The following is an 18,854-nucleotide window of genomic DNA, read 5'->3' as shown; positions in this document are numbered from 1 at the left end:
AATGAAGACTGGAATCAATCGAGAAGAGGAGACGCTTTATGAAAAAAGTACAGAAGAGAGAGACCGTGGCAGTTGTCGGTCTAGGGAAAATAGGGCTGACAATGGCTGCCATTTATGCGAGCAATGGCTTTGATGTTATTGGTGCTGATGTAAATCAAGCAGTAATTGAGTCTGTAAATGCTGGAATATCACATGTGAAAAATGAGCCAGGACTTGATGAACTTGTTATACAAGGTCACCAAAACAAACAATTGAGCGCAACACTTGATACAAAAACAGCTGTTTCCCAAGCTGATATTGTCGTTGTTGTTGTACCAGTTCTTATCTATGAAAATAATGATGTGGACTATACGTATATGGACGCCGCTGTTGAACAGATTGCGGCAGGTTTAACGAAACATACAACGGTTATTTTTGAAACAACTTTACCAACCGGAGATACAAGAGATCGATTTGGTGTGAGGTTGGAAGCTGTTTCTGGCTTAAAAGCAGGAACGGATTTCTTTTTAGCGTATAGTCCAGAACGAGTTTATTCAAATAAAATCTTAAGTGACTTAAAAAAATACCCTAAAATTGTTGGTGGTATAAACGCTGAGAGTTTACAGCGTGCTTCAGCGTTTTATAAGCAAGCGATTCAAGCAGACATTATTGAAGTAGAGTCTACTGAAACAGCTGAGTTTGCTAAAGTAGCAGAATGTGTTTACCGTGATGTGAACATCGCTTTAGCGAATGAACTAGCTGTTTACGCTTCAGAAAAGAACGTCAATATTGTTGAAGTAATTCAAGCAAGCAACACCCAACCTTATTCGCATATTCATTCACCTGGAATTGGTGTTGGAGGCCATTGCATTCCGATTTATCCATACTTTTTTATGAAACGAGGTTTGTCTGAGGGACTCGCCCATTTAGCGAGGGAAGTAAACGATGGTATGGCCGGTCGTGCGGTCAAAGAAATCGATGATTATATGGACGGGCTAAAAGACAAACGAGTGCTGATTCTTGGTTTGTCGTATCGCGAGAATGTAAAAGAAGAAACAAAATCAACGACTTGGTTATTGGTAGACCAATTAAAGCAAAAGCAAGCAGACGTTTTTGTGCATGACCCAATGTTTACTGATGCAGAAACAAAAAAACGAGCACTCACGCCGTTTTCGTTAACCGAAGAAGCAGCGAAAGAGATCGATGTCATTATTGTGCAGGCGTTCCATGATGAATACAAAAGTTTGGACTTTGGCTGGTTTACTCAGTGTAAGCTCGTATTTGACGGTCGAAATGCACTTGATCAACATGCAGTAAAAAAACAGGGAATTGCCTATAAAGGACTAGGCCTATGAGTGGGCAGGAAAAACGGACGCCGATTCCAATGGTCGATTTGCAAAGCGAGTTCTCTCTGCTTAAACCTATGCTCCTCAAAGAGATCATGGAGGTGCTTGAAAGTGGCCATTATATATTAGGTAAAAAAGGCCAGCTGTTCGAACTGCGCTTGGCAGACTATGTGGATGCAGGATTTGCCAGTGGTGTTGCAAATGGGACGGATGCGCTTTATATCGCGTTAAAATCGCTTGGAATCGGCGCTGGTGATGAAGTAGTGACAACCCCGTTCACTTTCTTTGCGACTGGTGAAGTGATTGCCCAAACAGGGGCTACCCCGGTTTTTGCAGACATTGAAAGCGATACGTATAATCTCGACCCTAAAGAGATAGAGTCAAAAATAACCGATAAAACAAAAGCAATTATTGTGGTCCATCTATTTGGGCAGGCAGCAAATATGGATGCGATTCAAGAAATAGCGAAAAAGCATCATCTCTATGTGATTGAGGATGCCTGCCAAGCAATTGGTACCGAATTTAAAGGGGAGCGCGTTGGTGCACTAGGAGATATCGGCTGTTTTTCCTTTTTTCCTTCCAAAAGCCTTGGTGCATTTGGTGATGCAGGGATAATTGTAACCAATCAAGAATCATTGAGTCATAAAGTCACGCAACTGCGAAACCACGGAAGCACGAGTAAATATATGCATGAGTCGATTGGTCAAAACAGCCGTCTTGATGAGATTCAAGCAGCCGTTTTACTTGTTAAACTAACGTTTCTTGATTTGTTTTTGCATAAACGAAAGGAAATCGCCAAGCGGTATTCTGAAGGATTAGTTGATTCAATTAAAAAACCGATTGTTCCAAACTCGCGAGCGCATACGTTTCATCAATATTGTATTGAGCTCGACGAACGGGACCAGCTAGCCGACTATTTAAAACAAGAAGGAATTGCGTCAGCTGTTTATTATCCTGTGCCGCTTCACTTACAGAAGGTATTTGCAGGACTTGGCTATAAAAAAGGAGACTTTCCAGTGGCGGAACAGGCAGCGAACCGCATCTTAGCCTTGCCAATTTCGCCCGAGCTATCAATCGATGCGCAATATACGATTATTGAATGTGTTAATCAGTTTATAAAGAAGGGTTAAGCGTTCGCGTTCAAAAAATGTAAAGGCGAAAGGAACTAAGTTGAAGTAGACCCTAAAAGCCATTTAACCTGAACTTTAAGGGTCTAGTTGATCAAGAAAACCATTCCATTTGGAGTGGTTTTTTTGCGTAATGCTTTCCATGTGGTCACGCACATTATAAATCGTAAAGTCTTTGTAGAGAAGTGGACCCACTTCAAGGAGTCGATCAAGAACAGCCACATCTTCGTATAGACGTCCTTCCTCGTAGGAGGAAATTGGGAAGCCGCCTACTTCTTTCAGGGCGGAGGTCCGATAAATGCGTGGTCCAAGCGGAAAACGATAGCCGAGCAAATCCTGCTTTGTTTGGATTTGTCTACCTTTTGTGATTCCTTTATAACGCACTTGATTGAGGTTTTCGGCTTTCCATCTGCGGAAATTTCCGTAGAGAAGTGGTGATTCCATAGGCATATCAACCAATTCATTAGCCAAGATGGAAAATGCATCTGGGTCAAGCCAGTCATCGGCATCGAGTTCAATAATGTAGTCACTTTTGACAAAGGGGAGCAAGCGGTTTAGCGCACGGGCTTTGCCTTCATTATGGGGATTAAAAAGAATATGGATCTTGTCTACGTTCCATCGATTTAATTTAAATACAGAGTCATCGGTAGAGCCATCGTCGACCACAAGAATTTGTTCAGGGATGGAAGGTCCAATAAGGCATGATGCAATCGCGTTGTCTAAATAAGGATGCTGATTGTAGTTTGCAATAAGTACCGTTATTGAGAGTTCAGAACTGGTCTCTGAGGTCAACGCATAGTTATTGGTCCATTCTTGTTTTTGTCGCACGCTTGTTTGTTTGGAATGATTTGCTAGACGAGCCCATTGCTCATTTTGTGCGAGGCATACCTTTTTGTCACGAGGCAGCAAAGAAAACCAGAAAGGCAACAAGGCTTCTGGAAAGGGAAGCAGGTCTTGGTCAGGAAAAGGATAGCGCACATAAGTAGCTTTAGGAATGAACAATGCATATTGATTCCCAACTGCGCCGCTTGTTTGATTTATGGTTGAAGAAATATCAACCGTTGTGGACAAGGATGCGCCAGAACGAAGCAGAAGAACGTAAGAAGCGTTTAAATGACGCAGGAGATCATTTAACGTCATACCAATGTCATCACCCTTAACGGGGTAGGAAATGCAGTTTGAATGATGTCTTGGCAAGTGGTATTCAGGGGGATGAACAATCGCTATCATTTGAAGATGTTTCTCCAGTTGTTTAAGCGAGGCAAGCGTGTGCCAAATCGAATCACGGCTCTCATGGACAATGATGATAGCGACGATGTCCTTCATGTTTAGAAACCTCCTTATAAATAGAGTTTTAAATAAGATATGTGGCGGTTGATCATTCAAGAAGGCTTAGATTAGCGAGACAGGACACGGATGGAATTCGCGAGGCTACAGGGCAATCTAACAAGCAATTTGAATTTGCATGCATTTACTAAAGGAGATACAAAGGGAGGGATAAAATGTTGATTAAACGTTTTTTGTATGCGATAAAATCATTTTTTCTGTTTTTGCTATTTCCAGTACTTTGGCGCTTTCCTGCTACAAAAAGAGGCCTATTAAAAAGCTTGGTTGGAGAGCAAATTGAAGTGTCAACGCCATTTGGATTTGTTTCAGGCACACTGCTTTCAACGAAAAAAGACTATATCGTACTAATTGATGAAACCGAGACACAAGTCTTTGTGCGAATTGATAAAATCGAAACGATTCAATCATTTTAAGAGACTAACAGAAAATAGAGGCAAAGGAGGAAATCGTTTTGTTCAAGCGTCTTTTTTACCAAGAGCTTTCAGACCGACTTGGTGCACGTGTAGAAGTTGCAACAGATACAAACTTAATTGAAGGTTTAGTCGTGCGAGTCACACCAGAGTTACTTGAGGTTACTATAACCGATGGCTATGAATCCGGCACAAGCCAGTTTATATCGATTGATGCGATCAACTACGTGAGGTTCCCGCAAACCATATAAATTTCGCACTAAAAAGAAGCCCAAATATGTGCTTCTTTTTTTAGTGTTTAGCTTCTGTTTTTCTAGAATAGAAAGAAGAGTAGCTTTAAATTGTAGGAGAGGTTGAGCGGCGGGATTATACTTCATCAGCGGAAAAGAAAGTCAATGGCTCGTCTTATGTTATCAAGCAATATCTAATAAAACTTTTACAAAAAAAGATGCCCTTCAGATGCGCAAACGGCAACTGGGACATCTTTTTTTAAGCGTTTTTATTAGCTAATTGAATAGACTCACTAATGTTTGTGGCAAGAGCGAGGGCTTGAATGCCATCCGCTGCTGTTACAAAAGGTCTGCTCTGTGCTTTAATGCATGATAGAAAAGCCCGTAGTTCTAGTGCTAGTGGCTGGTGAAAGGACGGTGCTTGAATGATTTCCGTCGTTGAACGGGAAAAGCTCCCAAATGGTTCGGTCGATCGTGTAATAGCAAGTTCGTTCGTTAATAAGTTTGCTACCATGTAGGCGCGCTGCGTCAACAAATGAATCGATCGCACATTTTTGTTTGATTGATAACTAGCGGTCAGTTGAAGAGCAATTCCTTTGGTTGATTTAGCAATTGCGACCGCATGTGTCGGCATCCCTTTTGCTAGGTGACCGACTGTCTGGACTTCTTGAATGCTGTCGTTCGCAAGAAGCGTGTTTAAAATATAAAGGTCGTGCAGCATTAAGTCTTGCACCACATCGACCCCTTCGATCCGTGCGCTAAATGAAGACATCCGATGCGTTTCAATCGCAATGACTTCCTCATCTTTTATGGCTTCTTGCAACGCTTTCACTAGCGGATTAAACAGTTCAATATGTCCAACTTGAAAACATAGATTTTCTTTTTCAGCCTGCAGCTTTAGTTGCTGTGCTTGTGCAAGGGTTGAAGCAATTGGTTTTTCCATCAAAATATGGACTCTATGCTTTATGCAAGCAAGACCAATTTCGTAATGGAAGGCGGTTGGCACGGTAATACTGATGGCATCTACTTCCTTAAGCAAGGTATCAATAGTTGGAAAGGCTTTTACATGATACTTGTCCGCTATTTCGTTACTGCGGACTTGGTTGACATCGAATAATCCAATAAATTGGCATTCTTGTGTTAATGATAAATAAGTGCGAACATGGTTTTCCCCCATTTTTCCAGCACCAATAACTCCGACTTTCATTGAATTCTCCTCACTTTACAATATGAACATTTATAGATAATGAATAGCTATACAAACTAGTTTATGCAAGAGTATGCAAGTTGAATGGACGTACGTAACGCTATCGTCAAAATGAAGCAAAAGACACGGGTTTGCGATAGTCTTTCCCGAGGTGCAAGGTTGTGCTAAGGCGGAAGTGTCTGCAGTAGAAGGCTTGAAAGTGAGCATCGATGGTCGCAGTTTTGAGAGTGCTGGATGAATCATCTCTTTCAAATGGTTAGCGAAAGGGGTTAGGCTGAAATGAAGTTTTCCTATGTCGATCATCCTTCTTATTTGTATTGGATGGTTGTTTTGCACGAACATGGACAAGCTATTGCACATTAACTGTAAAAAGCAGGTTTATAACTATGCAAATCGGTTATACAAGAAAGACAAATCAAACGAATTGATTTGTGCATTGCCCTTTTCCCTATATTTATAGAACCGTGTCTTCCCCCAAGACACGGTTCACTTATTAAGTCTGACACCTGAGAGGATGGGGTTTATGAGCGGAAATCAATTTGCTGAAGTGAAAAAAGATACAGCTCAATCAAGTTCAGGCATACAAGTGAAACATATTACGGATGAGCTTGATCATGAAGGTGCAAAAAAACTTATTGCCGTTCTGCTGAATGATTTAAAAGAAGAACATGAAACTGTTGATTTGTACTTGTGTAGACCTACTGATGAGGTTGAGTCGTTTAGTTGGTATAGTCACGCTCGCTGGTCGAGCGCATCTGATGAGGCGGCATTTGCGACATGTGATACCGTTATTGCCGATGGAATTTGTATTAGATGGCTTACCTTTACGGGTACCTTTGACGAAGTCATTGCACATGATCATACAGCGTAAAGATAGATAAAGCGCACCATAGCCTGTGCGCTTGTTTTTATTCGTCAATGACGTTATCAAAAACCAATCCTTCATCGCCTTCGTGCGTGTGGATGATTTTTAGTCGTTGTTCACTTAAGACATAAACGGATTTGTACATAACGTCTCCATCTGTCTCATACAGAAGAACACGACTATTGCCTTGATCGTTTTCAACAGAGACATTGTCCCAGTCGGAGCCGATTTCAGCTTCAACGACCGCAAGTTCAGGCCATTCGTCTCTTTGTTCTTCGAAGCTGTTTTGATTGCTTGAACAGCCACTAATAAATAGGACAAGCGCGATAATCGTAATTTGTGCTAATTTCATGATGATGCCTTCTTTCTATTTTCTAATTGTTCCAAGTAAGTATGAACCTCTCTTTACATTTCCGCAATGGCGGGATTTTAAACTGTTTTTTTAAAAAAGACAGTTACGTTTGGTTGAATAGCTTATAGGGTAAAGCAGATACTACTTTATAGGTTTTTTAAAACTGAAAGAGATGGAGTGGGAAGATGAAAGCAGCAAGAATTTATGGAGAGAAAGACGTGCGTGTTGAAGAAGTCGAGGAGCCAACTGTAGAAGCGGGCATGGTGAAAGTGAAGGTAAGTTACGCGGGAATTTGCGGCAGTGATTTACACGCCTATCATCATGGCTTATCCATTCCACTTGACGGTCCAGATGTGCTGACAGGAAAGGAAGTCCCGCTTACGCTTGGGCATGAATTTGCCGGAACGATAGCAGAAATTGGCGACGACGTAACCGGGTTTGAAGTGGGCGAAAAAGTGGCGATTGAACCGCTCCTTTTCAAAGAAGATGACCCATTCGTAAAAGAAGGAAAATACAATTTATCCAGCCAAGTCGGTTTTGTTGGTTTAAATGATGATGGAGGTTTTGCCGAATACGCTGCCGTTAAAGCAAGTATGCTGCATAAACTGCCGGAAGGGGTATCACTCGAAGAAGGTGCGCTTGTGGAGCCGGCTGCTGTATCGGTACAAGCAGTAAAAGAAAGCCAGCTAAAAATTGGACAAGCTGTTGCTGTTTTTGGTGTTGGTCCGATAGGTCTTCTCACTATTCTTGCAGCAAAAGCGGCAGGAGCTTCGCAAATTATTGCCATTGATGTTTCAAAAGAACGACTTGCAAAAGCAATCGAGTGTGGAGCAACTCATACAATTAACAGCATGGATGAGAAACCGGTGGAGAAGATTTATGAGATTGTGCCTCGTGGGATAGACGTTGCGTATGAAGCAGCCGGCGTACAACCCACGTTTGAAGCAGCGTTGCAATCGTTGAAAAAAGAAGGTCAATTAATGGTCATTGCTGCCTTCTCTAAACCAGTAACGGTGGATATGGTTCAAGTTCTGATGAAAGAAATTTCCATTACGGCAACACTCGCATACCGCCACATCTTTCCAGACGTTATTGCTTCGATTGCATCTGGTAGCCTTGATGTAAAGAAAGTGATCACGAAAAAAATTAAGCTCGATGATGTTGTTGAGAAAGGGTTAGAGCTATTGCTTGAAGATAAGAGCCAGGCAAAGATTTTAATTGATTTAACGAAATAAACCATTCGTGAAAGCAGGTGACCGTAGTCATCTGCTTTATTTGTTTTTTCATCTATCTGTTAAAAAAACGTTTGACATTGATAATCATTATCAATAATATAAAAGTAAATGAAATTGATTCTCATTATCGATAGGGGTATGAAAATGAATAAATCCACCTTTTTCGGCGCTGTATGTCTTGTCATCATGCTTGCAGGTTGTCAAACAACTGCGCAGGAAAAGCCAGTTAACTCAACGAGTGAATCAGCAGCGTACACTGTTACAGACTTTGCTGACCGTGACGTAACGTTCGCAGACGTCCCAGAACGAATTGCTGTGCTAGGAAATGGTGAACTAGACATTGTTTATGCATTAGGAGAGGAGGTTGCAGGAAGACCAACGGGCCATCAAGCCTCGATTGTATCAGCGGCAGAAGAAGCTGTTCAGGTAGGCTCTTATCATGAGGCAGATAGTGAACGTTTAATGCTTGCGAAGCCAGACGTTATTTTTGCTAATTATCCGATGAATCTGAAAGACGTGCAAACGCTTGAAAGTTCTGGCGCGAAAGTCATTTTAACAAGTGCGAATTCCGTTGATGAGATTAAAAATCAAATCGAGCTTATTGGCGAGGTTGTTCAGAAATCGGCAGAAGCGGAAGAGCTAATCGATTCAATTACAAAAAAAGAAGAGCAGCTGCAAGAAGAGGCATTACATAGCGAAACATCCGCGCTGCTCGTTTATGGCGCACCAGGATCGAATTTAATCGCCTTACCGCAATCATTGGCGGGGAGTGTTCTTGACGGGGCAGGTGGCGTCAATACAGCGGCCACGTTTGAGCAACTACAAGAATATCCCCAGTATGCGGCGTTGTCGCCAGAACGAGTAATTGAAGAAGACCCAGATGTAGTCCTGTTTATGGCGCATGGTGATCCGACAAATGTGCAAGACAGCTTTGAACAAGAAATGAATCAACATGCGGGTTGGTCGCAGCTTCCTGCAGTACAAGAAGGTCGAATGCACATTCTTCCTGCTGATCTGTTCGGCACGAATCCTGGAACACGAATCATTGATGCCCTTGATTATATGTATGAAAAGCTGAAAGACGTTCAGCAAAATTGAAGCCATTAACAATTGAACAGCGATCGAGACGCAGAAAAGGGCTAAGTTTTGGTTTACCACTGTTCCTGCTAATGGCAATTGTAAGTGGGCTTTTGTTTGGAGCGATTGTCTTTTCAACATCGGATGTTGTTAGTGCCCTGCAAAATCGGGAAGAGGCGCACTCGCTTATTTTGTTTAATGTCCGGCTCCCGCGCATTTTGGTGGCAGCACTTGCCGGAGCCTGTTTGGCCGCATCAGGTGCCATTTTACAAGGAGTGATGAAAAACCCCCTTGCTGATCCAAGTATTATCGGCGTGACGGCAGGAGCTGGGTTGGCTGCAACGATTGCCATGGTAGTTCTGCCGCAATTCGGCTACTTAACGCCTGCCTTTGCTTTTGCGGGCGCAATTGTCGCAGCGATTGTGATTTATGTGCTCTCATGGGAAAACGGAGCCTCACCATTAAAGCTTATTTTGGCCGGTGTGGCTGTAAATGCTCTTTTTGGGGCTCTTCAAAGTGGTCTTATGATTTTGTATAGCGACCGAGTGCAATCGCTGCTTCCGTGGCTTGCAGGTGGATTTCAAGGAAGAGGTTGGTATCATTTTGACTTTATGCTTCCTTATGCCATCGCTGGTTTATTATTAACGATCTTTGCCATTCGTCCGATTAACTTACTACTTCTCGGAGACGACACGGCAAAATTACTGGGCGTGTCAGTCGAGCGCTCTCGCTTTCTCCTATTAGGACTTGCGAGTTTACTAGCTGGCGCGGCGGTTAGTGTCGCTGGGTTGCTTAGCTTTGTTGGCTTAGTCGTGCCACATATGATTCGATTGTATATTGGCAGTGATTATCGCTTCTTGTTGCCTTTTTCAATGATTGGCGGAGCAGCACTTGTTGTTGGAGCCGATACGGTTGCGCGAGCGGCCTTCGATCCATTGGAGTTTCCCGCAGGAATCTTACTGGCCTGTTTAGGTGCACCATTCTTTCTTTATTTAATTCGGAAAAAAGGAATGAATCTTTAATTCTTTAAAGGAGGTGAAGAGAGGTTTACTCGCTTTACAAACTAACTATATCTAGGGGGATACAAAATGATTATCGTAGCAAACAAAACGCTTATTGAAAAAGGGGAAGGCCATAAGCTTGTCGAGCGCTTTAACAAAATCGGAAAAATTGAATTTGCAAAAGGGTTTTGTGGTTTGGAAGTACTTGTAAATACGAAGGCAAAAGAGCGTGATGAAGTAACGATCAGTACACGTTGGGATGCGATTGAAGATTTTAAAGCATGGACAAAGAGCGAAGCATTCCGTGAAGCACATACAGGAAAAAATGCACGTCCAGATTACATTATCGGAAACGAAATTGAGTATTACCAAGTAGAAGTCGTTCGGATGCCAATCGCACAAGCACAATAACTCTCACATTTGTAGAAAAGAGGAAAGGTTTATGATGAAAAGCCTTATCCGTGTGGCAATTGCCCTGTTCCTAGTGCTCTCATTTTTCTCAGCGCCAGCGCATGCTGCACTTGAAGATGGGACATATACAATTGACTACACGGTGATGCATGGAACAGACCCATCTGCATCGATTGCAAATGATTACTGGGAAAAGCCAGCTACCCTCCAAGTGGAAAATGGCGCAATAACAGTGGAGATGACGTTGAATCATTACGCTTGGATCACTGAATTTAAAACACCACGCAACGGTAGTTTTCAAGATGTAACGGTTTTATCAGAGGATGCAGCAAATGATAAAGCCCGCGTTCAATTCCCACTAACAGGTATTAGCGAGATGACTGAAGCAAAGATTCATGTAGTCGTACCTGACATTGATTACGATCATGGCTACACGGTCCGCTTTGATTTTGATGAAAGCAGTTTAACACAAACCGCATCAGCAGCAACCGAAGCAGCAACAGAAACAAATGACGACGAGCCGCTTGGGGCAGCTCAATCGTCGGAAGACAACAGCAATACAGCGAATCAACAAGAAACCAAGCAGGAGAACAATCCACAAACAAGTGATGCAGCTCCAGTTGCTTTGCTCATTGGCATTGCCATCATCAGTGCTATTGTACTCCTTATCAACCGTAGAAAACAAGCGTTGAACTAAGGAGGAGACAAAGTGAAAAGTATAAGAAAATGGCTAAATAGTACGTTAGCGTTTCTGCTTGTATTCGCGCTGGTTATGCCAGCGGCAAGTCAGCAGGCACAAGCTGCAGAAACGCTTGCAGATGGTTTGTATGATGTTCCTTTCACGGTTTTAAAGAAAGGTACGAGTGAACCGTCCGTCATGGATGGTTATACACAGAAACCCGCACAAGTCCAAGTGAAGGACGGTGCATACGTAACCGATTTAACAATCACGAATGCAAGCTGGTATAAAGAGTTTACGATTGAAGGAAAAGCACCGGAAATCGTTGAGGAGTTAGAAGCTGACAATAAGCGTGTTGTCCGCTTTACGAGCAATAAAGAAACCGTTGATGCATGGGTACATATTGTCGTAACAGGTATCCCAGGCTTTAATTATGACAGTCAATACGAAGTTGACATTGCCTTTTATTTCGCAGAAGCAGAAATTATTGAGCTTGATCAACCAGAAACAGAAGAACCGGGAACAGAAGAGCCAGGAACCGAAGAACCGGGAACTGAAGAACCAGGAACTGAAGAACCAGGAACAGAAGAGCCAGAAACAGAAGAACCAGGAACTGAAGAGCCAGGAACTGAGGAACCAGGAACAGAAGAGCCAGGAACAGAAGAGCCAGGAACGGAAGAACCAGGAACAGAAGAGCCAGGAACCGAAGAACCAGGGACTGAAGAACCTGCCCCACTAGAAGCTGGTACGTACACGATTGGATTTGCAGCGAAGCACGCGACGGAAGACCGAGATTCATCAATGAGCCGCTATCTAGTCAATCCTGCAGATTTAACTGTGAAAGCAGGAACGAACACAGTTGAATTAACCGTAAAAGATAGCCACCAAATTACGTCGTTGCAGCTTGAACAGGCTGGCGAATTCATAGAAGGCGAAGTTGTAAACGAGAACCAAGCAGAAAACACAAGAACGTATGCGTTTGAAGTCGCAGATTTCTCAGAAGCGGTTCAAGCAAAGGTATCTATGCGCGTGGCATTGCCGAACGGAAGTGTCTATGAAAATACGCAAGCTTTTCGAATTCTGTTTGATTTAGAAACGGTTGAGTTAGTTGAAGCGCCGGAGGAAGAGCCAGAAACAGAAGAACCTGCATCACTAGAAGATGGTACGTACACAATTGGCTTTGCAGTGAAGCACGCGACGGAAGACCGCGATTCATCAATGAGCCGCTATCTAGTCAATCCTGCAGATTTAACTGTGAAAGCAGGAACGAACACAGTTGAATTAACCGTAAAAGATAGCCACCAAATTACGTCGTTGCAGCTTGAACAGGCTGGCGAATTCATAGAAGGCGAAGTTGTAAACGAGAACCAAGCAGAAAACACAAGAACGTATGCGTTTGAAGTCGCAGATTTCTCAGAAGTGGTTCAAGCAAAGGTATCTATGCGCGTGGCATTGCCGAACGGAAGTGTCTATGAAAATACGCAAGCTTTTCGAATTCTGTTTGATTTAGAAACGGTTGAGTTAGTTGAAGCGCCGGAAGAACCGGGAACAGAAGAACCGGGAACAGAAGAACCAGGAACGGAAGAGCCAGGTACTGAGGAGCCAGGAACGGAAGAGCCGGGCATTGAGGAGCCAGGTACTGAGGAGCCGGGCTCAGAAGAGCCAGGAACTGAGCAACCAGGAACGGAAGAACCGAACAATGACGAACTTGTAAATGGCAAGTATGAAGTTGATTTTTCTGTTCTGAAAAAAGGAACAACGGATTTATCGGTAATGGATCAGTATACAGAAAAACCTGCATCTCTATTTGTGAAAGATGGCGAGATAACGGTTGATTTAACACTGCTTCACGATAGTTGGTACAAAGGATTTGAAATCAATGGTGAGACCGTTGAGACAGTATCTGTTAACGAAGAAGAAGACAAGCGCACCGTCCGTTTTGACATTCAAGATTTAGCAGACGCGGTTGACCTATGGGTGCATATTTCAGTTGAAGATATCCCGGGATTTGAGTACGACAATCAGTATGATGCGACATTAGCATTCGATTTAGATTCTTTGATTCTAATTGAAGAGGACCAAGTCCCTCCACCAACGAGTGGCGGAGAAGATCCGAATGGAAACGATGGAAATAACGGTAACAACGGAAACAACAATAATGGTAATAACGGTAACAATGGTAACAACAATAATGGTAATAATAACAACGGAAACAATGGTGGTCAGCCACAAGAACTCGTAAATGGAGAGTATACAATTGACTTCTCTGTTTTGAAAAAAGGAACAACGGAAGTTTCCGTCATGGATGGTTATACGAAAAAGCCAGCTACCGTTTTCGTTAAAGGTGACAACTATACAGTTGATTTAACGCTTACAAATAGTGACTGGTACAAGGATTTCACCGTAAATGGCGAGCGTCCTGAACTTGTTTCAGAGAATAACGAGACGCAAGAGCGGACCGTCCGTTTTACGACGAATTCTCTAGCTGAGAAAACAAATGCATGGGTTCATGTTGAAGTAACTGGAATTCCAGGCTTCACATATAACAATGCATACGATGTGGAAATCGTTTTTGATCCGGCAAGCTTGGAGCTTGTTGAAGCAGAAAAAACACCTCATCCAGCTGTACCAGGTGATGGAAATGGCTCAAACGATGGGGGGGACAACAATCAAGGCAACAACGATGACAATAACAATGAAACTCCGCTTAGCTTTGATCGCAATTCGGGCAATGGAACAGGCGGTACTTCAGCCGGAACAAATGCTGCGAACAACCCGCAAACATTTGATTCAGCAGCAATTGGTTTTTATTCAGCTTTGTTAATCTTGTCAATCGCTTTCTTCGGCTGGAAATGGAGTAGAAGAAAGAAACTGGCCAGTGAATAGGTAGTAAAGGAGCTTAACGATGAAGTATAAAAAAGAAGCACTTTTATGTGCGGCTTTGGCTGGCGTGCTTGCTGCATGCCAGCCTACTTCTGAACGTTTTCAAACAGAAGAAGAGCCTCAGGCGTCAGACGAACAAGAGGAGCGTATTGTTGCGACGACCGTCTCCGCAGTAGAACTTGCCGATGCACTTAATCTAGATTTAGCAGGTATTCCAACGAGCTACAAGGATTTACCTGAGCGCTACAAAGAAGTAACGGAAATTGGGAATCCGATGAGTCCCGATCTTGAACAAATTCGCCAGCTGCAAGGGGATGTCGTCTGGAGCGTCACGTCATTACAAAGTGATTTAGAGGAACCCTTTTCACGTGCCGGAATTGAGGCGGAGTTCCTTGATTTTCAAAGTGTCGCGAGCATGAATGAAGAAATTAAACAAATCGGGGCCAAGTATGGACGCGCAGAAGAGGCGGCTCAATTGGTTCAATCGTTTGAAAAACGAGCAGACGAACTTGCTAGTCGTGCTGAAAATGAGGAGCCGCCAACCGTGTTAATCTTGATGGGCGTGCCAGGCAGTTACCTCGTTGCGACGGAACATTCCTATGTTGGCGATCTTGTTAAACTAGCCGGCGGTGTAAATGTCATTGAGGGTGAACAAGAAGCAGAGTATTTGGCCTCGAATACAGAACATCTCCAGAAAGCGAACCCGGACATTATCTTGCGAGCTGCGCATGGTATGCCTGACGAAGTTGTTGAGATGTTTAATGAAGAATTTAAAACAAATGATATATGGAAGCACTTTAATGCAGTTCAGACAGGGCGAGTTTATGATTTAGAGGAACTGCTTTTTGGCACGACTGGGAATATTGCTGTTATGGAGGCAATGGATGAGCTAGAGCAGATGTTTTATGGAGAGGAAGAGCAGCCTTTATGAAAAAGGGATTCGTGTTTTTCGTTTTAACGGTGCTCTTTCTTGTTGTTCTTTATTGGGCGACGATGAGTGGCAGTATTGCTGTCTCATTTAGTCAATTAGTAGAAGGGGTGCGCACAGGGCTTGATGAAGAAGTGAACGTCATTTATGATTTGCGGTTTCCCCGCATTATTGTGGCAACAATCGCTGGTGCAGCACTTGCTCTTGCTGGAGCTTTAATTCAAGCCGTTATGCGGAATCCGATTGCTGATCCAGGAATTATTGGTATTTCGTCGGGCGCTCAATTTGTCGCAATCTTATTTGTAACGATTTTTCCGCAGCTCTATTTTTATATGCCGCTGTTTGCTTTTGTTGGCGGAATGACTGCGTTTTTACTCGTTTATTCCTTTGCTTATAAAGGCGGGCTGAGTCCATTAAAGCTTATTTTAATTGGGGTTGCTGTCCATGCCACGTTTTCGGGTTTAACGGAAGTGTTCCAATATCGGGGGAGTTATTCTGTTACGAGCATCTCAACGGTTACATCATCAACCTTATCGATGAAAACGTGGACAGATGCCAATGCGATGATGTTGTTTGGTGGAATAGCCATTCTACTAGCATTATTGTTAGCCCGTGCTTGTAATGTACTTCAGTTGAGTGAAAAAACCGCTGCTAGTTTAGGAATGCGTATTACGGTTGTCCGAATGGTTGTTTCCGTTGTTGCGGTTGTTTTAGCTTCAGTCGCAACAGCTCTAGCAGGGATGATCGTTTTCCTCGGATTGCTTATCCCTCATATTGGCAGACAGCTAGTTGGAAATGATTACCGGGTACTTCTGCCGTTCTCAGCACTTGGTGGCGCCTTTTTGTTGTTACTGGCTGATACGCTCGGTCGTTTAATGATTGCACCGAATGAATTACCAGCTTCCATTCTTATGTCGGTTATCGGTGGGCCCTTTCTAATCTTTTTATTGAGAAGGAGTAAATTTGCCAATGGAACTTCATAATGTGTCATTCTCCTATCAAACGAAAAAACCATTGATTGAAGCTTTGTCAGGGGAAATTAAAAAGAACAAAATAACGACAATCGTCGGTCCGAATGGCAGCGGTAAGTCAACGATGCTTGCTATGCTGGCGCGACAGCTTGCTCCATCAAGGGGAGAAATTCGTTTTAATGGGAAAAAGTTAGCTCATTTCAAAGGGAAGGAGCTGGCACAACAGCTGGCGGTTGTTTATCAAAGGAATGAGGCACCGCTCGATCTTAGTGTCCGCAAGTTAGTTTCCTATGGACGCCACCCCTACCGGACGATGATACGTTCTTGGACGAGTGAAGATGAAAGGGCTGTTGATGAGGCGTTATCCGTCACAAGATTAACGCATTATGCAGATGTATCTGTAGACTCTTTATCCGGTGGTGAGCAGCAACGCGTCTGGCTGGCGCTTGCCCTCGCTCAAGAAACGGATGTGATTTTGCTTGATGAACCGACAACATATCTTGATTTGTATCATCAGTTTGAGATACTAGAGCGCGTGCGTCTGCTAAATCAATCAAAGGCAAAGACGGTTGTGATGGTTTTGCATGATTTAAATCAAGCGCTACAATACAGCGATGATGTCTGGGTTATGAAAGCTGGCAGGCTTGTGGCAAAGGGAAGTGCAGCAGAGGTCCTAACGAGTGCATGCATTCGCTCCGTATTCCAAATTGAAACGATCATACATTCAAATGAGCAATCAGGGAGCGTCCTGGTGCCAATTGGAACAGCAACTGGAGCACTAGTGAATGGAGGAGAAGCATGTGAGGTGGGTAAATAAAGGCATCACCTTTTTATTTGCAGGATTATTCATTTATGCAACCATTCACCTTCTGCTTATTGGTTATGACTATTGGAACAACCGCCAAGTGTTGCAAGACGCACAAGAGTTGTTTGATCAAAGAGACAGGAACGCTATAGATAAACAATCGGTATCAATTGAAGGTCAACAAAAAGCATTTGCTCCGCTTCAGGATCTTAATTCGGATATTGTCGGCTGGATTGAGATTGAAGGCACCTCGATTGACTACCCTGTGCTGCAAGCGCAAGACAATGAGTATTATTTACGCAGGAATTACAAAGAAGAGAAGAACCGGGCAGGCAGCATTTTTATGGATTACCGCGTTCGGGACGTAGCAGAAGATCGACATACCATTCTCTATGGCCACGAGATGCGTGACGGCTCAATGTTTAGCGGGTTATCAGCGTTTACGGATCAAGCGTTTTTTGATGAGCAGTATGCGTTTTTGTTTGATACACCAGAGAAATCCTATCAAGTCGAGGTCTTTTCCGTTTATTACACGACAACTGATTTCTACTATATTGAAACGGAGTTTAACGATCAGGCACATTACAGTTCTTTTATTGACGACATTCAAGGCCGTTCAATGTTTGAATCAGCTGTTGAAGTAAATGAAAACGATCAAATTATGACTTTATCGACTTGTGACGCTAGCCAAGCTGGCAAAAATGGTCGCTTTGTTGTCCATGGAAAATTGGTTGAACAGACGGGTTAGAAACAGCTTAAAAACGTTTTGAGTTTAAGCTGTTTTTATTTGTTATCAAATTGTGATTTGCATGTGATTGCCTGTACATCTTTCTATGTTTTAATGTAGCTTGGGGGAATTCTATCAAGCTGGAAAAGGGGAACTACATGAGAAAGATCGTAATTAGCACAATGGGGACAGTGCTCTCCCTTGGATTGCTTACGCAAACTGTCGCGGCCGAAGAGCCTACTGTAACAAGCGAAACGGCCATATTAATAAGTAAAAAATCCGGGGAAGTTCTCTATGCAAAACAAGCGGACAAGCAAATGTATCCCGCTAGCATAACGAAAATTCTAACGGGAATTATGGCTATTGAACAAGGCGATTTGGATGAGGTTGTCACTGTAAGCGAAGATGCTGTTGATGTGATTGGAACAACCGTTTTTTTGCTTGAAGATGAAGAAATGGAGCTCGAACAACTTATCCAAGGACTGTTGATTAACTCAGGAAATGATGCCGGGAGCGCAATTGCCGAGCATCTTGCTGGCAGTGAAGAAGCATTTGCTCAGGAAATGAATGAGTTCTTAGAAGATGAAATTGGCGTTACAAATACACATTTTACGAATCCGCATGGTTTATACAATGCAAACCACTATACAACGGCCTATGATATGGCAAAAATTACGCAATACGCGCTGAATAATGAAACGTTTCGGGAGATAGTTGGTACAGAAGAACTTGACTGGGAAGGGGAGAGCTGGGAAACAACGCTCTATAACCATCATCAGCTCGTTCGCGATCACGATGAAATTACTGGTGTGAAAAATGGATTTGTTTCTCAATCTGGCTTTACATTAGTCACCTCAGCGGAAACAGAAGATGACGAATGGATTGTTGTGACGCTTAATGCGCCGAGTTCGCAAGCGGCTTACAGCGATGCAAGAAGCTTACTCAGCTATGGAACAGAGCATTTTTCTACGAATGAACTGGAAGCTGGTAAAGTGTTTGAAGATGAAGATGGTCAACAATACGAACTTGAGCAGGATGCTTATGTGACATTTGGCGATCGTGATGATTTGGAAGTAACCGTACTCGGACAGCGCCTCGTTATTACAGAAGGAGAGACCATTCGCTTAGTTGAGGAATTAAGCCTGATTGAAGAAGAAAAAAAAGAGGCTGAAACGGGCACAGATGTAGAAGAGGCAATTGACACGTCTGAGCCCAATTTCCTAGATCGTCTTTTACGTTTTTTCCATTTTTAAATGAAGAAAAGTCCCGCTCTT

General features: G+C 43.1%; 19 protein-coding genes. 16 read left to right on the top strand and 3 right to left on the bottom strand.

Going from position 1 to position 18,854, the window contains the following annotated elements; all coding sequences use genetic code 11:
* Positions 1–38: 38 nt before the first annotated feature.
* Both JOC54_RS10350 and JOC54_RS10345 read left to right on the top strand, forming a co-directional pair.
* Positions 39–1,334 (top strand): nucleotide sugar dehydrogenase, encoded by a 1,296-nt coding sequence (locus JOC54_RS10350; RefSeq protein WP_204466156.1) that lies wholly within the window; start codon positions 39–41, stop codon positions 1,332–1,334.
* Positions 1,331–2,455 carry a DegT/DnrJ/EryC1/StrS family aminotransferase gene (locus tag JOC54_RS10345; protein ID WP_204466153.1) on the top strand — a complete coding sequence of 375 codons (1,125 nt, stop codon included), beginning with the start codon at positions 1,331–1,333 and terminating at the stop codon, positions 2,453–2,455. Before JOC54_RS10350 ends, JOC54_RS10345 begins: the two co-directional genes overlap by 4 nt.
* Positions 2,456–2,530: 75 nt before the next feature.
* Here the strand turns inward: JOC54_RS10345 and JOC54_RS10340 are convergent, their stop codons facing one another.
* Positions 2,531–3,778 (bottom strand): glycosyltransferase family 2 protein, encoded by a 1,248-nt coding sequence (locus JOC54_RS10340; RefSeq protein ID WP_204466151.1) that lies wholly within the window; start codon positions 3,776–3,778, stop codon positions 2,531–2,533.
* A gap of 176 nt (positions 3,779–3,954) precedes the next feature.
* Between JOC54_RS10340 and JOC54_RS10335 the strand changes: the two genes are divergently transcribed.
* Positions 3,955–4,212 carry a DUF2642 domain-containing protein gene (locus JOC54_RS10335; RefSeq protein WP_204466149.1) on the top strand — a complete coding sequence of 86 codons (258 nt, stop codon included), beginning with the start codon at positions 3,955–3,957 and terminating at the stop codon, positions 4,210–4,212.
* Positions 4,213–4,250: 38 nt separating this feature from the next.
* Positions 4,251–4,460 carry a hypothetical protein gene (locus tag JOC54_RS10330; RefSeq protein WP_054794010.1) on the top strand — a complete coding sequence of 70 codons (210 nt, stop codon included), beginning with the start codon at positions 4,251–4,253 and terminating at the stop codon, positions 4,458–4,460.
* A gap of 238 nt (positions 4,461–4,698) precedes the next feature.
* On the opposite strand, the gene JOC54_RS10325 is transcribed toward JOC54_RS10330, so the two are convergent.
* Entirely contained in the window at positions 4,699–5,646 is a 948-nt protein-coding gene (locus JOC54_RS10325) for a Gfo/Idh/MocA family protein (protein ID WP_204466146.1), read from the bottom strand.
* Positions 5,647–6,169: 523 nt separating this feature from the next.
* Here JOC54_RS10325 and JOC54_RS10320 point away from each other — a divergent pair.
* Positions 6,170–6,517 carry a hypothetical protein gene (locus JOC54_RS10320; RefSeq protein ID WP_054794012.1) on the top strand — a complete coding sequence of 116 codons (348 nt, stop codon included), beginning with the start codon at positions 6,170–6,172 and terminating at the stop codon, positions 6,515–6,517.
* A gap of 37 nt (positions 6,518–6,554) precedes the next feature.
* Here the strand turns inward: JOC54_RS10320 and JOC54_RS10315 are convergent, their stop codons facing one another.
* Positions 6,555–6,863 (bottom strand): hypothetical protein, encoded by a 309-nt coding sequence (locus tag JOC54_RS10315; protein ID WP_035441111.1) that lies wholly within the window; start codon positions 6,861–6,863, stop codon positions 6,555–6,557.
* A 185-nt stretch (positions 6,864–7,048) separates the two neighbouring features.
* Between JOC54_RS10315 and JOC54_RS10310 the strand changes: the two genes are divergently transcribed.
* From JOC54_RS10310 to JOC54_RS10260, 11 genes are all read left to right on the top strand, one after another.
* Entirely contained in the window at positions 7,049–8,098 is a 1,050-nt protein-coding gene (locus JOC54_RS10310) for a 2,3-butanediol dehydrogenase (RefSeq protein WP_204466144.1), read from the top strand.
* A gap of 144 nt (positions 8,099–8,242) precedes the next feature.
* Positions 8,243–9,196: an ABC transporter substrate-binding protein gene (locus JOC54_RS10305; protein WP_204466143.1), complete on the top strand. Its 954-nt coding sequence runs from the start codon at positions 8,243–8,245 to the stop codon at positions 9,194–9,196.
* Positions 9,193–10,197 (top strand): FecCD family ABC transporter permease, encoded by a 1,005-nt coding sequence (locus JOC54_RS10300; protein ID WP_437183532.1) that lies wholly within the window; start codon positions 9,193–9,195, stop codon positions 10,195–10,197. Before JOC54_RS10305 ends, JOC54_RS10300 begins: the two co-directional genes overlap by 4 nt.
* 66 nt (positions 10,198–10,263) lie before the next feature.
* A complete protein-coding gene (gene isdG, locus JOC54_RS10295) occupies positions 10,264–10,587 on the top strand; it encodes a heme oxygenase (protein ID WP_035422368.1) in 324 nt (107 codons plus the stop codon).
* Between the two features lie 31 nt (positions 10,588–10,618).
* Positions 10,619–11,284, top strand: a complete 666-nt coding sequence (gene isdC / locus JOC54_RS10290) for a heme uptake protein IsdC (RefSeq protein ID WP_204466141.1) — start codon at positions 10,619–10,621, stop codon at positions 11,282–11,284.
* Positions 11,285–11,296: 12 nt separating this feature from the next.
* The gene (locus JOC54_RS10285; protein ID WP_204466140.1) at positions 11,297–14,152 is read left to right on the top strand and encodes an NEAT domain-containing protein; all 2,856 of its coding nucleotides are present in this window, start codon (positions 11,297–11,299) and stop codon (positions 14,150–14,152) included.
* Between the two features lie 19 nt (positions 14,153–14,171).
* Positions 14,172–15,080: a heme ABC transporter substrate-binding protein IsdE gene (gene isdE / locus JOC54_RS10280; RefSeq protein ID WP_204466138.1), complete on the top strand. Its 909-nt coding sequence runs from the start codon at positions 14,172–14,174 to the stop codon at positions 15,078–15,080.
* A complete protein-coding gene (locus JOC54_RS10275; protein ID WP_204466137.1) occupies positions 15,077–16,060 on the top strand; it encodes a FecCD family ABC transporter permease in 984 nt (327 codons plus the stop codon). The genes isdE and JOC54_RS10275 overlap by 4 nt, the downstream gene beginning before the upstream one ends.
* Positions 16,047–16,865: an ABC transporter ATP-binding protein gene (locus JOC54_RS10270; RefSeq protein WP_204466136.1), complete on the top strand. Its 819-nt coding sequence runs from the start codon at positions 16,047–16,049 to the stop codon at positions 16,863–16,865. Before JOC54_RS10275 ends, JOC54_RS10270 begins: the two co-directional genes overlap by 14 nt.
* Complete coding sequence (gene srtB, locus JOC54_RS10265) at positions 16,849–17,601, top strand: class B sortase (protein WP_367617789.1); 753 nt, start codon at positions 16,849–16,851, stop codon at positions 17,599–17,601. The genes JOC54_RS10270 and srtB overlap by 17 nt, the downstream gene beginning before the upstream one ends.
* A gap of 137 nt (positions 17,602–17,738) precedes the next feature.
* The gene (locus tag JOC54_RS10260) at positions 17,739–18,833 is read left to right on the top strand and encodes a D-alanyl-D-alanine carboxypeptidase family protein (RefSeq protein ID WP_204466133.1); all 1,095 of its coding nucleotides are present in this window, start codon (positions 17,739–17,741) and stop codon (positions 18,831–18,833) included.
* Positions 18,834–18,854 lie beyond the last annotated feature (21 nt).

It is taken from the genome of Shouchella xiaoxiensis, from assembly GCF_016907895.1.
Taxonomy (GTDB): Bacteria; Bacillota; Bacilli; order Bacillales; family Bacillaceae_D; genus Shouchella; species Shouchella xiaoxiensis.
The sequence above is the reverse complement of the archived record's forward strand: the minus strand, read 5'-3'. Positions and strand labels throughout refer to the sequence as shown.

What these genes read in the sequence shown, in the direction of transcription:
- JOC54_RS10350 (WP_204466156.1), top strand. Translation starts at nt 39, where the DNA reads ATGAAAAAAGTACAGAAGAGAGAGACCGTGGCAGTTGTCGGTCTAGGG.
- JOC54_RS10345 (WP_204466153.1), top strand. Translation starts at nt 1,331, where the DNA reads ATGAGTGGGCAGGAAAAACGGACGCCGATTCCAATGGTCGATTTGCAA.
- JOC54_RS10340 (WP_204466151.1), bottom strand. Translation starts at nt 3,778, where the DNA reads ATGAAGGACATCGTCGCTATCATCATTGTCCATGAGAGCCGTGATTCG.
- JOC54_RS10335 (WP_204466149.1), top strand. Translation starts at nt 3,955, where the DNA reads ATGTTGATTAAACGTTTTTTGTATGCGATAAAATCATTTTTTCTGTTT.
- JOC54_RS10325 (WP_204466146.1), bottom strand. Translation starts at nt 5,646, where the DNA reads ATGAAAGTCGGAGTTATTGGTGCTGGAAAAATGGGGGAAAACCATGTT.
- JOC54_RS10320 (WP_054794012.1), top strand. Translation starts at nt 6,170, where the DNA reads ATGAGCGGAAATCAATTTGCTGAAGTGAAAAAAGATACAGCTCAATCA.
- JOC54_RS10315 (WP_035441111.1), bottom strand. Translation starts at nt 6,863, where the DNA reads ATGAAATTAGCACAAATTACGATTATCGCGCTTGTCCTATTTATTAGT.
- JOC54_RS10310 (WP_204466144.1), top strand. Translation starts at nt 7,049, where the DNA reads ATGAAAGCAGCAAGAATTTATGGAGAGAAAGACGTGCGTGTTGAAGAA.
- JOC54_RS10305 (WP_204466143.1), top strand. Translation starts at nt 8,243, where the DNA reads ATGAATAAATCCACCTTTTTCGGCGCTGTATGTCTTGTCATCATGCTT.
- isdG (WP_035422368.1), top strand. Translation starts at nt 10,264, where the DNA reads ATGATTATCGTAGCAAACAAAACGCTTATTGAAAAAGGGGAAGGCCAT.
- isdC (WP_204466141.1), top strand. Translation starts at nt 10,619, where the DNA reads ATGATGAAAAGCCTTATCCGTGTGGCAATTGCCCTGTTCCTAGTGCTC.
- isdE (WP_204466138.1), top strand. Translation starts at nt 14,172, where the DNA reads ATGAAGTATAAAAAAGAAGCACTTTTATGTGCGGCTTTGGCTGGCGTG.
- JOC54_RS10275 (WP_204466137.1), top strand. Translation starts at nt 15,077, where the DNA reads ATGAAAAAGGGATTCGTGTTTTTCGTTTTAACGGTGCTCTTTCTTGTT.
- JOC54_RS10270 (WP_204466136.1), top strand. Translation starts at nt 16,047, where the DNA reads ATGGAACTTCATAATGTGTCATTCTCCTATCAAACGAAAAAACCATTG.
- JOC54_RS10260 (WP_204466133.1), top strand. Translation starts at nt 17,739, where the DNA reads ATGAGAAAGATCGTAATTAGCACAATGGGGACAGTGCTCTCCCTTGGA.